The sequence below is a fragment of the Amycolatopsis sp. NPDC047767 genome (assembly GCF_040704195.1).
Lineage (GTDB): Bacteria > Actinomycetota > Actinomycetes > Mycobacteriales > Pseudonocardiaceae > Amycolatopsis.
On record NZ_JBEYSJ010000001.1, the window covers coordinates 156,989 to 170,068 of the forward strand.

Sequence of the window (13,080 nt, forward strand, 5' to 3'; positions counted from 1 at the left end):
GGTGTTCTGGACACCCGCACGATGCGCAGCGGCGGCGGTTAGTTCGATCCGTTCGCTGTGACGGCGACCATAGGCGCGTGGTGGAGCCGCAGCTCCGACACGCGGCCGCCGTCCAGCGTCATCAGCCAGGCGACGCCGGGCGGGCAGTGCGTCGGGTCGTCGGGCGGGTTGACCAGGTCCATCTCCCACACCACGACGTCACGGCTCGCGACGACGTGCACCGGTCGCTGGCGCACGCCCGCAGCGAGATCGCCCTCCATGCCGCGCAGCAGGAAGTCGTGGCCCACGCCGCGGACGTCACCCGCGGTGAGCACGACGTCCTCGGCCCACCGGTCGGCGAGCACCCGGGTGAACTCGCCGCGCTCGGCCGCGGCCAGGGTGTCCAGCGCGTCGAGCTTGCTGCCGGCGACGAGCGCGCCGGCGTCGTCGTGGGCCGAAGCCGCGGTGGCGCGCAGTGCTTCGGCGAGCTTGGCGCGGCCGTGGTTCAGCCGGCTGCGCACGGTGCCGACGGGGACGCCGAGCGCTCGCGCGATCTGCTCGTACGACGTGACGCCGAGCGAGAAGTGCCGCAGGATCATCACCATCCGCACGGGCGGCGAGAGCTGTTCGACGGCCTGCCAGACCCAGTCGCGCAAGGCGTGGTCGTCGAGCAGCTGCTCGGGAGTGGCGAGCGTCGACGCGGTGAGGTCCCAGCCGTCGGCGACGGGAATGTCGCGTGTGGACCGAAGCCGCGCGCGGCAGGCGTTGCGCACCACCATCCGCAGCCACGCGCCGGCCGCGGCCGGGTCGCGGACGTCGCCGATCCGCCGCAGTGCCACCACGGCCGCGTCCTGCACGGCGTCGTCGGCCTCGGCGGTGTAGCCGAGGAGCGCGATCGCGACGCCGCGCATGCCGGCTTCGTGGCGCGCGAGGAGCACACCGAGCGCCGTCACGTCACCGGACTGCGCGGCGCGCGTCAGCTCGGCGTCCGAAAGCTCGCTCACCACTCCAATGTACGAGCGGTCCGGTGCACTTCCGCGTGAACTCGGGCACTCCGGGCAGCGAAGGGGGTGTGGTCAGGCAGGTGTTCAGGATTTCGACTTGTACTCACGCAGCAGGCCGCGGCTGATGATCGTCTTCTGGATCTCGCTGGTGCCCTCGCCGATCAGCAGGAACGGCGCCTCGCGCATGAGCCGCTCGATCTCGTACTCCTTCGAGTAGCCGTAGCCGCCGTGGATGCGGAAGGCGTCCTGCGTGACCTCGGCGCAGTACTCGGACGCGAGCAGCTTCGCCATGCCGGCCTCGACGTCGTTGCGAGCGCCGGAATCCTTGAGCCGCGCGGCGTTGACCATCATCAGGTGCGCGGCCTCGACCTTCGTCGCCATCTCCGCGAGCTTGAACGCGATGGCCTGGTGCTCGGCGATGGGCTTGCCGAACGTCTTGCGCTGTTGCGCGTACTCCACCGCCAGCTCGAACGCGCGGATCGCGATGCCGCACGCCCGCGCGGCCACGTTCACGCGGCCGACCTCGACACCGTCCATCATGTACGCGAAGCCCTCGCCCGGCGCGCAGCCGAGCACCTGGCCGGCGTCGATGCGGAAGCCGTCGAACACCGCCTCGGTGGTGTCGACGCCCTTGTACCCCATCTTCTCGATCTTCCCCGGGATGGTGAGGCCCGGCAGCACCTCGCCGTAGCCCTCGGGCTTCTCGACGAGGAACGTCGTGAGGTTGCGGTGGGCCTTCTGCGCACCTTCGTCGGTCTTCACGAGCAACGCGATGAGGTTCGAGGTGCCGCCGTTGGTGAGCCACATCTTGGCGCCGTCGATCACGTAGCCGTCGCCGTCGCGGCGGGCGCGGGTCTTGATCGCGGCGACGTCGGAACCCAGGTCCGGCTCCGACATCGAGAACGCGCCGCGCACCTCACCCGTGGCCATCCGCGGCAGGTAGTGCTGCTTCTGCTCTTCGGTGCCGTGACGGGAAATCATGTGGGCGACGATGAAGTGCGTGTTGATCACGCCCGAGACGCTCATCCAGCCGCGCGCGATCTCCTCCACCACGAGCGCGTAGGTGAGCAGCGACTCGCCGAGGCCGCCGTACTCCTCGGGGATGGTGAGGCCGAACAGGCCCAATGCCTTCATGCCCTCGACGATCTCCGCCGGGTAGGCGTCCGCGTGCTCCAGCTCCTGCGCGCGCGGGATGACCTCCTTGTCCACGAACGAACGCACGGTCGCGAGGATCTCGGACTGCACGTCGGTCAGGCCGGCGGTCTGGGCGAGGCGGGCCATCACGGGCTCCTTCCGCGGGGTTACCGCGGAGTATGGACGGCCGCGCGGGTACCCGCCTATGAGGGTGCTCACGCTCGAGCCGCGTTTGCCCCGTTAAAGTGCGTTTCCAGGCAACCTGTGGCTGGGAAGGAGCGTGATGAACGAGAGCTACGAACACCCGTCGTTCGAGCACCAGCCGTACCCGCCGCAGGGTCCGCCACCCGGCGCGGGCCTGGCGATCGGGTCGCTGGTGTGCTCGATCGCGGGCTTCATCGTGTGCGCGCCCGCCGCGATCGCCGGGGTCGTGATGGGCCACATCGCCTACTACCGCTCGCGCCACGGGCGGGCGACCGGCGGCGCGCTGGCGATCGCCGGCTTCGTGATCGGTTACCTGGCGCTGGCCGTGTGGGGGATCATGATCCCGCTCGTGCTGCACGAGCTCGACAAGTACGGCGCCTTCGGCTGAGAAGGCTCGCGGTGGGCGACCACCAGAACCGAGGGGGAACCCGATGACCAACCCGTCCGAGCCGCAGGACCGGCCGAACGAAACCGCGGCGTACGAGCCGCCGGCGACCGCCGAACCCGGCTCGTACGACCCGCCGGCCACCGCGGACCCGGCGCCGTACGACCCGCCGGCTTCCGACGCGACGGGGTTCGGCTCGCCCGACAGCGTCAGCACGGCGAGCGACCAGCCGATGAGCTTCGCAGCGCCGGACAGCACCGGGTCTTCGAGCGAGACCGCGTTCGCCGCGCCGGGCTCGACCGAGGCCGCATCGCCGTACGCGGCGCCGGGCAGCGGTGAGCAGCCGTCCCCGTACGCCGCGCCCGGAAGCCAGCCCTCCGGCGGCTTCGCGGCGCCCGGCCAGCCCGAGGCCGCCGCGTACCCCGGTGTCCAGCCGTCCAGTGCGTACGCGGCTCCGGCCTACCCCGGCCAGCCGTACCCGGGCCCGACCGCCTCGTACCCGGGTGCGCCGGGAGGTCCCGGTGTTCCGGGCGTGCCGGCCGCCGCGCCGTACGGCCAGCCCTACCCGCAGCAGCCCTACGGTCAGCCGTACTCGCCGTACGGCCCGCAGCAGTCCAACGGCCTCGCCATCGGCGCGCTCGTCTGCTCGCTCCTGGGCCTGCTCACGTGCCTGATCGCGATCCCCGGCATCGTCATGGGCCACATCGCGCTCGCGAAGGCCAACCGCGGCGAAGCGGGCGGCCGCGGCATGGCGCTCTCGGCCGTGGTGATCGGCTACGTGATCGTGGCGCTGTACGTGGGCTTCTTCGTCACGATCGTGATCCTCGGGACCAACGGGTACCTCGACAACTAGCAGCCGTCACTCAGCCAGCGCGTCACCCTCCTGGCGCGGCTGCGGCGGGCCGGCGTGCCCGTTGGGCACCGGCGCGGTCACCTGCGGCACGGGTCGCTCCAGCGCGGGCGGCTCGGGCTCGGGTGCCTCGGGGGCGGCCGGCTCCTCGGCCGGCTGCTTCTTGCCCTGCGGGGTGTTCGCGTCGAGGAAGCGCAGCAGCTCCACCGGGAACGGCAGCACCAGCGTCGAGTTCTTCTCCGCCGAAACCTGCACCACCGTCTCCAGCAGGCGCAGCTGCAACGCACCCGGGTGGTCGCTCATGGCCGCCGCGGCCTGCGCGAGCTTTTCCGACGCCTGCAGCTCACCGTCGGCGGAGATCACGCGCGCACGGCGTTCGCGTTCGGCCTCGGCCTGGCGCGACATCGAGCGCTTCATCGACTCCGGCAGGGCCACGTCCTTGATCTCGACGCGGTCGATGTGGATGCCCCAGTCGATCGCGGGGCTGTCGATCATGATCTCGAGGCCCTGGTTGAGCCGTTCCCGGTTCGACAGCAGGTCGTCGAGGTCGCTCTTGCCGATGATGGACCGCAGCGACGTCTGGGCCACCTGGCCGACAGCCGCGCGGTAGTCCTGCACGTTGACCGCGGCCAGCACCGGGTCGACCACGTTGAAGTACACAACGGCGTCGACGCGGACCGTCACGTTGTCACGCGTGATGCCGTCCTGGCCCGGCACGGGCATCGTGACGATCTGCATGTTCACCTTGTGCATGCGGTCCGCAACCGGTACCAGCAGCGTCAGGCCGGGCCCGCGCACCTCCGGGCGAACCCGCCCGAAGCGGAACACCAGGCCACGTTCGAACTGCTTCACCACGCGCACACCGGAGGCGAGCCAGACTCCGCCCACGACGACCACCGCGCTGAGAATTTCAACGATCATGGCAGCTCCCCGGGATCGCAGAACCCCTGGATTTTTACTGTACGCGCGCTTGGTGCCCAGGGAAATGACTCGACGTGACTGCCACGATGGTCGAGTGCCCCGACTCGTGATCCCGCCGTCGTTCGCCACCCGCGCGCCCCGGGTCCTCGGACCGGAGTCCCAGCCGTGGCTGGCGGCGCTGCCCGGCCTGGCCGATCGCTTCGCCCGCGAATGGGGCCTGGAGTTCGAAGGCGAGGCGATGCACGGGTTCGTCGGCGTCGTGCAGCCGGCGCGCCGGATCGACGGCACGCCGGTCGTGCTCAAACTCGGCTGGCCGCACGAGGAATCCCGGGACGAGCCGCTGGCACTGTCCACATGGGCCGGTCGCGGTGCCGTGCTGCTGCTGGAGTCCGCGCCGGAAGAAGGCGTGCAGCTGCTGGAGCGCCTCGACCACACGCGGACCCTGCACACCGAGCCGGTGCTCGAAGCCGTGGAGATCATGAGCGAGCTCGCGCGCCGGCTGGCCGTGCCGGCGCCACCGGAGTTGTCGCGGACGCTGACCGGCGAAGCCGAACGCCTCCTGGAGGAGCTGCCGAAGACCTGGCACGACCTCGGCGGCCCGTTCCCCCGCCGCGAGCTCGACGCGGCCCTCGCCGTGTGTCGCGACCTCGGCCCCACCGCGGGCGCGCTGCTCGTGAACGAGGATCTGCACTACGAGAACGTGCTGGCCGCCCGGCGCGAACCGTGGCTCGTGATCGACCCCAAACCGATCGCCGGCGACCTCGAGTACGGCGTGTTCTCCTTGCTGTGGAACCGGTTCGGCGAATCCACAGTGGACGCCAAGCTGGCCGCCACGGGACTCGACCCCGATCGCGCCCGCGCGTGGACGCTCGTGCGCGCGGTGCAGAACCGGCTGTGGTTCGAGTCGGATCTGCGCGACTTCACCGACCTCGGCGACGAGCAGCCCTCCTCTGCGGCTCTGCCCGCTTTGACCGCCTGGGCCTGCGAGTCCTAGCTGAGAGGACGCTGGCAAGACACGGTCGCGCGACGCGGGCGCCGGGGCCTGCTTGCGGATAGTGTCTGCCTCATGGCTGCCGTGAACAGGGTTTTCGTGGCTCGGCTGGCGGGTCTGCCGGTGTTCGGGCCCGACGGCGAGTCGATCGGCAAGGTCCGCGACGTCGTCGCGGGCCTCCGGCTCGACCAGCAGCCGCCCCGCATCCTCGGCCTGGTGGTCGAGCTCGCGACGCGGCGGCGCGTTTTCGTGCCGATGCTGCGCGTCACCACGATCGAGCCGACGGCTGTGACGCTGGCCACCGGATCGGTGAACATGCGGCACTTCACCCAGCGCCCCAACGAAGTCCTTGTCTGCGGGCAGCTGCTCGACGCGCACGCGTCGCTCGCCGGTACGGACACGCGCGTGGCGGTCGTCGACGCCGCGATGGAACCCACCCGCACGCGCGACTGGGTGCTCGCGAAGCTCGCCATCCGCGAACGCCAGACCCGGCTCGGGATCGCCCGCCGCCGCACCGCCATGCACGTGGTGCCGTGGAACGAGGTCGCCGGGCTGGGCCTCACCGATCTGTCGGCGCGGGAACCCCAAGGCGCGGGCCAGCTGCTGATGCTCTTCGACACCATGCGGGCCGTCGACATCGCCGCCACCGTGCGCGACCTGCCGCTGAAGCGCCGGCACGAGGTCGCCGACGCGATGGACGACGAACGCCTCGCCGACGTCCTCGAAGAGCTGCCCGACGACGACCAGAAAGAGCTGCTGGCCTACCTGTCGGAGGAGCGCGCGGCGGACATCCTCGAGGCGATGAGCCCCGACGACGCCGCCGACCTGCTGGCCGAGCTGGCGCCGGCGGACCAGAGCCGGCTGCTGGCGTTGATGGAGCCCGAGGAGTCGGAGCCGGTCCGGCGGCTGCTGGCCTACTCGTCCGACACCGCCGGCGGTCTGATGACCCCGGAACCGGTGGTGCTCACGCCCGACGCGACCGTGGCCGAGGCGCTCGCGCACATCCGCAACGCCGACCTGCCCGCCGCGCTGGCCACGATGGCGTTCGTGTGCCGCCCGCCGACGGCGACGCCGACCGGCCGGTTCGTGGGCGTGGTGCACTTCCAGCGCCTGCTGCGCGAGCCGCCCGCGGAGCTCGTGGCGAGCGCCGTGGACACCGACCTCACCGCGCTGCGGCCCGAGGCCTCACTGGCTGAGGTCACCCGTTACTTCGCCGCGTACAACCTCGCGTGCGGCCCCGTGGTCGACGCCGAGGAACACCTGCTGGGCGCCGTCACCGTCGACGACGTGCTCGACCACCTGCTGCCCGACGACTGGCGTGAAACCGGCCTGCACGACGTTGCCGACGTGCCCGCCGAAGTCCACGACCAGGCCGAAGCCCACATCCAGGAGGCCGACCGTGCCTGAACTCACCTCGGGCCGCCGGCTCGACCAGCCGCGCAGCCAGGCGCGGTTTCGCCTCAACATCGATCCGGACACCTTCGGCCGCTTCACCGAGCGCATCGCGCGGTTCCTCGGCACCGGCAAGTACCTGTTCTGGCAGACGCTCATCGTCATCGTCTGGATCGTGCTGAACCTGGCCGCGGTGTCGCTGCGCTGGGACCCGTACCCGTTCATCCTGCTCAACCTGGCGTTTTCCACGCAGGCCGCGTACGCCGCGCCGCTCATCCTGCTGGCGCAGAACCGGCAGGACGACCGTGACCGCGTCTCCCTCGAAGAGGACCGCACGCGCGCCGCGCAGACGAAGGCCGACACCGAGTACCTGGCACGCGAGCTGGCGGCGCTGCGGCTCGCGGTCGGCGAGGTCGCCACCCGCGACTACCTGCGCAGCGAGCTCGATCGGCTGCGCGACGACCTCGCGATGAGCCCGAAGTCACGCAAGGCGAAGCAGGCGGCGAAATCGGACGTGCCGACCGGTACGTAACATGGGTCTGGTGACGAGTACACAGCAACTCCCCAGCGTCGAAGACGTCCGCACCGCGCTGAAGGACGTGTACGACCCCGAAATCAAAAAGCCGATCACCGACCTCGGCATGGTCAAGGATGTCGCGGTCGGCGAAGACGGCGTGGTCGCTGTCGGCATCTACCTCACCGTGGCGGGCTGCCCGCTCAAGGCGACGCTGACCGAGGACACCACCAAGGCCGTCAAGAAGCTCCCCGGCGTCGCCGACGTGCGGGTCGAGCTCGACGTGATGAGCGACGAGCAGCGCACGGAGCTGCGCAAGTCGCTGCGCGGCGACGCCGCCGAGCCGGTGATCCCGTTCTCGCAGCCGGGTTCGATGACCCGCGTGTACTGCGTGGCTTCGGGCAAGGGCGGGGTCGGCAAGTCTTCGGTCACCGTGAACCTGGCCGTCGCGATGGCCGAGCGCGGCCTTTCGGTGGGTGTCGTGGACGCGGACATCTACGGCCACTCGATCCCCCGCATGCTGGGCGCGCGCGAGAAGCCGACCAAGGTCGAGACGATGATCATGCCGCCGCAGTCGCACGGCGTGAAGGTGATCTCGATCGGCATGTTCACGCCGGGCAACGCGCCGGTGGTGTGGCGCGGCCCGATGCTGCACCGCGCGTTGCAGCAGTTCCTCGCCGACGTGTTCTGGGGCGACCTCGACATCCTGCTGCTGGACCTGCCGCCGGGCACCGGCGACATCGCGATCTCGGTGGCGCAGCTGATCCCCAACGCGGAGATCCTCGTGGTCACCACGCCGCAGCAGGCTGCCGCTGAGGTGGCCGAGCGCGCGGGCGCGATCGCGATGCAGACGCGGCAGCGCGTGGCCGGCGTGATCGAGAACATGTCGTGGCTGGAGATGCCCTCGGGCGAGCGCATGGAGATCTTCGGCTCCGGTGGCGGCCAGGCCGTGGCCGACTCGCTGTCGAAGTCCGTGGGCTCACAGGTGCCGCTGCTGGGCCAGGTGCCGCTCGACCCGCGCCTGCGTGAGCAGGGCGACGAGGGCACGCCGATCGTGCTGGCGGAGCCGGACGCGCCGGCGTCGCTCGTGCTCAAGGAAGCGGCGAAGAAGCTCACCGTCCGGGCCCGCGGCCTGGCGGGGATGATGCTGAACGTCAGCCCCGCCGGCCGCTGAGCCCGGCCGTTCGAACCGCTGGGTCCGCCGGGTCCGCGCCTGAGGTCAGGAGGCGCGGACCGTCGTCAGCAGCGTCTTGTCGGCGCCCAGCGTCACCGCGGTGGCGCCGGGCTGTGTGACGGCCCAGTCGATGTTCGCGGAGTCGCCTGGGCCGACGGCGGTGGCGGCTTCGGGGTGGCCGTCGACGTTCACGTCGACCTGCTGGTCCGAGGTGAGCACGACCCGGACGCGGTTGCCGACCTGCACGTCGACGGTGCCGGCCGGCGGGCTGATCTTGCCCTTGGCCCAGTCGAGCGTGATCAGGACGTCGACGTCGGGCACGCCGGTCTGGGCGCCGCGCTTCACGAAGGCCTGGTCGCCGGCGGGGGCGTTCAGCGTGCTGCTCGGGGACGGCGAGCCGGACGGGCCGCCGGTCGTCGCGGGGGCGGGCACCGACGTGTAGGTGGCCGGTGGCTGGGTGCTGGGCTCGTCGTCCGCGGTGCACGCGGCGGCCAGGACACCCGCGGCGGCGATGATGGCGGCCAGAGCGCCCGCACGGCGTGACATGTCAGAGACCTCCAGGGTCGTTATGGGCGGTTTGCCCGAGGCTACCCAGGAAGTTCGTCTGGTCGTGCGAGAGGTCGGGTCACGCCGGGCCGGCCGCCACATCGGCAACCCGGCACAGCCAACTCGCCCGTTCCCGGCGCCGCAAGTCGGCGCGCACCCGACGTCACGAGGTCCGGCCGAGGTCACACCCGGACGGGTCGCAAGGGGACGGACCCGGCGCTCAGGTGGCGTCGGGGTCGACCGGGGGCCGCTCGCCCGGCTTGAGCGGTTCGGCCTGCGGCGGGGCGCTCTGCGGCTTCACGGCGGCGGAACCGTTGGAGCCGTTCGTCCCGTTCGAACCGTTCGTGGAGTTGAAACCGTTGAGCCCCAACGGATCCGCGTCGCCGTCGAACAGGTGCTGGGTCACGACCCGCTTGGGGTCGAAGTTGCGCAGCCCGCGCAGGTCCTCCAGCGGCTTGCGGAGCTGGTCGAACTCCGGCCCCATCTCCTCGCGCAGCTGCGCGCGCGCACCGTTGGCGAACTCGCGGACCTTTTTCACGCTCTTCGCCAGCCACGACGCGGCTTCCGGAAGTCGCTCCGGGCCGAGGATGAAGAGCCCCGCGACGATGAGCACGAGGATCTCGCCCCATCCGACACTGTCGAACACCCGTGAACCTCCGCTCGGTACTTCCCCGGTCAGAGTACCCGGGCCGCCCCGCGTTCCGGCAGGCCCGAAGGACGAAGCGGGGCTTAAGACGATGTGACGTCGATCAGTCGGATCCGAGAGTCACGTCGACAACCAGCACCGCGCCGGCGCGCGCCAGCTGCACGGGCACGACCTCACCGACGTCGTGGTTGCGGACGGCCACGGTCAGCTCCGCGGAGTCGCGCACCAGGCGGTCGCCGATCTTCGTGATCACGTCGCCCTCCTTGATGCCGGCCGCGGCCGCGGGACCGTTGGGCTCCACGTTCTTCACCTGCGCGCCCATGGTCGACGAGCCGGCGACCGTGGACGAGGCGTTGATGCCGATGTCCGCGTGGACGACCTTGCCGTTCTTGATCAGCGCCTTGGCGATCTTCATCGCGTAGTCGCTCGGGATGGCGAAGCCGATGCCGATGCTGCCGCCGTCGGCGCTCGAGGAGCGGATCGACGAGTTGATGCCCACCAGCGCGCCGGTGGAGTCGACGAGCGCGCCGCCGGAGTTGCCGTGGTTGATGGCGGCGTCGGTCTGGATGGCCTCGTAGGTCACGGGCGGCTCGCCGCTGTCGCCGCCGGCCGTGATCGGCCGGTCGAGCGCGCTGACGATGCCGGACGTCACGGAGTTCTGCAGCGCCAGCGGCGAACCGACGGCGATCACGGCGTCGCCCACCTGCAGGTCGGCCGACTTGCCGATCTGCATCACCACGGGGTTGGTCACGTTGACCTTCACCACGGCGAGGTCGGTCTTCTGGTCGGAGCCGACGATCTTGGCTTCGGTGCGCGTGCCGTCGTTGAAGATGGCGGTGATCTTCACGGTCGGGTCGGCGACGGCGGTGGTGACCACGTGCTCGTTGGTGAGGATGTAGCCCTGCGGGTCGATCATCACGCCCGAGCCCTGCTCACCGGAGTCGGCGCCGGGCTTGAAGACCTCGAGCGAGACGACCGCGGGCGACACGCGCTTCGCGATGTCGGCGATCGACCCCGGCGGGCGTTCCTTCGACGCTTCGGCCTCGGAGATCGTGGCGCTGCCGGTGAGCGCCGAACCCGTGTCGGCGATCCACCAGCCGACGAGCCCGCCGACCGCACCCACGAGCAGCGCGACCACGCCGAGCAGCGCGAGCGCCTTCGGCTTCACGCGACGGCCGAACAGCACCTCGGGCAGGCTCAGCAGCGCACCAGATGGGCGTTTGCCGGGCTTCTCTTCGTCTTCCGCCGGCATCGCCGGACCGGCCAGCACGGCACCGGCCGCTGGATCACGCCACGGGTCGCGACTGTCCGTCCACAGCGGATCCTCGGGCGCGGGCTGCTCGCCGGTCGCCTCCCGCGGACGCTCCAGCACCACCCCTTCGGCCCCCGGCGGCCGGCGGAACGCCTCCGCCAGAGACTCGGGCGTGGGCGGGGCGAGGTCGAGGTTCCCCTTGCCGTTGGCGGCGGGCGTGTAGAGCTTGTCGAACGCCCCGTCGACGCCACGCGGCCGGCCGAACACCGCCTCCTGCGCCGGGTCCACGGCGGGGCGATCGAGCGGCCGTGGCCCCAGCCGATCGTCGCCCGCGGCAGGCGGCTGGGCGGAGTTCGCGTTCGGCTGCTCGGTCATCATTCCCCGGGGCTGAGATCAGGTGGCTGGGCGTGACGATACCCAAGCCTCGACGTCCGAGTCTGCCCAGACGACGGTGAAATGGCTGTTGCCCCGCGCTCCCGGCCCGATCTGGCGCGGTGGTCGGGGGCCGCTCATCGAGTCGATTCGGGACCGCCCGCGTAGCCGGGCGACGGCAATTTGGCTCCGTTGCGGCGGGTCGGCTCGGAGAGCTGGAACGCGGGCGACCACCCACGTGACAGTCGATGGTCGATGGCTGACTCCGCGCGCTGGAATGCCGGAGGCCGACCGGCGCAGTGTCGAACACACCGGCAGCACAGGCTGTTGCCCCGCACCGCTGCCTCCCCCTGGAGAAGCGGTGCGGGCGGCTCAGCGAGTCGGGACCGGGGTCAGCCGGTCGACCACCGGCGTGGCTGTCGGCGACGTCGGGGACGGGGGTGGCAGCGTCGGCTCGGAGCGGGGTACGGCCATCTGGGCGGGCAGCAGGTTCGCGTTCGGCTGCGGCACGCCGCCGGTGTCCGGGGCGCCTTCGCCGCTGTCGGCGGTGGTGCCGACCAGGGCCAGGGCGCTCAGCACCAAGCCGGAGACGACGACGCCCGCGCCTTGGGCGGCGCGCTTACGGGTGAGGGTGAAACGGCCGCCGCCGAGCACGTGGGACGAGTGCCCGAGCGGCGTGGACGAGCCCAACGGGGCAGTACCTCCGAGAACCCCCGCGTCTCGCAGGCCCGCGACGCGGTCGGGGCGCTGGATGGCGACGAGCTGGCCGTCGGCCGTCATGGCCAGGTTGTCGGGGGTGCCGGGCAGTTCGGTGTGGTCCGGGATCGACCGCAGGCTCGCGAGGAACCCGGCCGACATCGACGGCTCGCCGGCGCGCTTCACGGCCTCGACGGCCTGCCGCTGGGCGGCGACCTCGGCCGCGCAGCCCGGGCAACGGGCAATATGGGCCGACGCGCGGTCCTGCGCGCCGAGCGACAGCTCGCCGTCGACGAGCGCGACCACGACATCGGGAAGCAAGTGCGACTCGGGGAGACCCCACCCTCGCGCAGCGGTCATACCGACACCTTCGCAGACTCGTCGCGGAGCGCACGGCGGCGCTCCAGCGACGCACGCAACGCCTGCCGGCCGCGGTGGATGCGGCTGCGGACGGTGCCGAGCTTGACACCCAGCGTGGCGCCGATCTCCTCGTAGGAGAGGCCTTCGACGTCGCAGAGCACCACGGCGGCCCGGAACTCCGGGGGCAGCTCGTCGAGCGCCTCCTGCAGGTCGGGGTCGAGGTGCGTGTCGGTGTAGACCTGCTCGGGGCTCGGGTCGTCGCCGACGATGCGGTCGGTGTCGTCCGGCAGCCCCTCCATGCGCACGCGCGAGCGGCGGCGGGCCATGTCGAGGAACAGGTTCGTGGTGATGCGGTGCAGCCAGCCCTCGAAGGTGCCCGGCTTGTACGACGCGAGCGAGCGGAAGACGCGGATGAACGTCTCCTGCGTGAGGTCCTCGGCGTCGTGCGTGTTACCGGTGAGGCGGTAGGCCAGGCGGTAGACGCGGTCGGCGTGTTCGCGCACGACCTCGTCCCAGGACGGGGGCGTCCAGGTGGCCTCGCCCGAGTCCACGGTCACCGGCTCGGGTTCCGACTTGTCGGCGTTCTGCATCAGGGGAGCAGGCACCTCCATCTGCGACTCTCCTCTTCTGCTCAGCCAACGCTGCTCTCGGGCACGGTGT

The 13,080-nt window shown here is 71.3% G+C and carries 14 protein-coding genes; 6 read left to right on the top strand and 8 right to left on the bottom strand.

Features of this window, described 5'->3' with window-relative positions; genetic code table 11:
* Positions 1-38: 38 nt before the first annotated feature.
* Both AB0878_RS00720 and AB0878_RS00725 read right to left on the bottom strand, forming a co-directional pair.
* The gene (locus tag AB0878_RS00720) at positions 39-983 is read right to left on the bottom strand and encodes a sigma-70 family RNA polymerase sigma factor (protein WP_366575225.1); all 945 of its coding nucleotides are present in this window, start codon (positions 981-983) and stop codon (positions 39-41) included.
* 84 nt (positions 984-1,067) lie between these two features.
* Positions 1,068-2,264, bottom strand: a complete 1,197-nt coding sequence (locus AB0878_RS00725) for an acyl-CoA dehydrogenase family protein (RefSeq protein ID WP_366575226.1) — start codon at positions 2,262-2,264, stop codon at positions 1,068-1,070.
* Between the two features lie 136 nt (positions 2,265-2,400).
* Here AB0878_RS00725 and AB0878_RS00730 point away from each other — a divergent pair, with 136 nt between their 5' ends.
* Together AB0878_RS00730 and AB0878_RS00735 are read left to right on the top strand one after the other, a co-directional pair.
* A complete protein-coding gene (locus AB0878_RS00730; protein WP_285970319.1) occupies positions 2,401-2,709 on the top strand; it encodes a DUF4190 domain-containing protein in 309 nt (102 codons plus the stop codon).
* A gap of 43 nt (positions 2,710-2,752) precedes the next feature.
* The gene (locus AB0878_RS00735) at positions 2,753-3,559 is read left to right on the top strand and encodes a DUF4190 domain-containing protein (RefSeq protein ID WP_366575228.1); all 807 of its coding nucleotides are present in this window, start codon (positions 2,753-2,755) and stop codon (positions 3,557-3,559) included.
* Between the two features lie 6 nt (positions 3,560-3,565).
* Here AB0878_RS00735 and AB0878_RS00740 read toward each other — a convergent pair whose 3' ends face one another.
* Positions 3,566-4,477, bottom strand: a complete 912-nt coding sequence (locus AB0878_RS00740) for a slipin family protein (RefSeq protein WP_366575230.1) — start codon at positions 4,475-4,477, stop codon at positions 3,566-3,568.
* A 94-nt stretch (positions 4,478-4,571) separates the two neighbouring features.
* On the opposite strand from AB0878_RS00740, the gene AB0878_RS00745 reads away from it, so the two are divergent.
* The 4 genes from AB0878_RS00745 (at position 4,572) to AB0878_RS00760 (ending at position 8,548) form a co-directional block, all read left to right on the top strand.
* On the top strand, positions 4,572-5,471 hold the full coding sequence (locus AB0878_RS00745; protein ID WP_366575232.1) for an aminoglycoside phosphotransferase family protein: 900 nt from the start codon (positions 4,572-4,574) through the stop codon (positions 5,469-5,471).
* Between the two features lie 72 nt (positions 5,472-5,543).
* A complete protein-coding gene (locus tag AB0878_RS00750) occupies positions 5,544-6,875 on the top strand; it encodes a CBS domain-containing protein (protein WP_366575234.1) in 1,332 nt (443 codons plus the stop codon).
* On the top strand, positions 6,868-7,392 hold the full coding sequence (locus AB0878_RS00755) for a DUF1003 domain-containing protein (protein ID WP_366575236.1): 525 nt from the start codon (positions 6,868-6,870) through the stop codon (positions 7,390-7,392). Before AB0878_RS00750 ends, AB0878_RS00755 begins: the two co-directional genes overlap by 8 nt.
* A gap of 10 nt (positions 7,393-7,402) precedes the next feature.
* Positions 7,403-8,548 carry an Mrp/NBP35 family ATP-binding protein gene (locus tag AB0878_RS00760; RefSeq protein ID WP_366575238.1) on the top strand — a complete coding sequence of 382 codons (1,146 nt, stop codon included), beginning with the start codon at positions 7,403-7,405 and terminating at the stop codon, positions 8,546-8,548.
* A gap of 45 nt (positions 8,549-8,593) precedes the next feature.
* Here AB0878_RS00760 and AB0878_RS00765 read toward each other — a convergent pair whose 3' ends face one another.
* The 5 genes from AB0878_RS00765 to sigE all read right to left on the bottom strand — a co-directional run bounded on the left by AB0878_RS00765 (position 8,594) and on the right by sigE (position 13,031).
* Positions 8,594-9,094, bottom strand: coding sequence for a hypothetical protein (locus tag AB0878_RS00765; protein WP_366575240.1), 501 nt, complete (start codon positions 9,092-9,094; stop codon positions 8,594-8,596).
* A 220-nt stretch (positions 9,095-9,314) separates the two neighbouring features.
* A complete protein-coding gene (tatB, locus tag AB0878_RS00770; protein WP_366575242.1) occupies positions 9,315-9,740 on the bottom strand; it encodes a Sec-independent protein translocase protein TatB in 426 nt (141 codons plus the stop codon).
* A gap of 103 nt (positions 9,741-9,843) precedes the next feature.
* Complete coding sequence (locus tag AB0878_RS00775) at positions 9,844-11,367, bottom strand: trypsin-like peptidase domain-containing protein (protein ID WP_366575244.1); 1,524 nt, start codon at positions 11,365-11,367, stop codon at positions 9,844-9,846.
* 369 nt (positions 11,368-11,736) lie between these two features.
* Positions 11,737-12,420, bottom strand: a complete 684-nt coding sequence (locus tag AB0878_RS00780) for a zf-HC2 domain-containing protein (protein ID WP_366575246.1) — start codon at positions 12,418-12,420, stop codon at positions 11,737-11,739.
* Positions 12,417-13,031 (bottom strand): RNA polymerase sigma factor SigE, encoded by a 615-nt coding sequence (gene sigE / locus AB0878_RS00785; protein WP_366575248.1) that lies wholly within the window; start codon positions 13,029-13,031, stop codon positions 12,417-12,419. The genes AB0878_RS00780 and sigE overlap by 4 nt, the downstream gene beginning before the upstream one ends.
* Between the last annotated feature and the right edge of the window lie 49 nt (positions 13,032-13,080).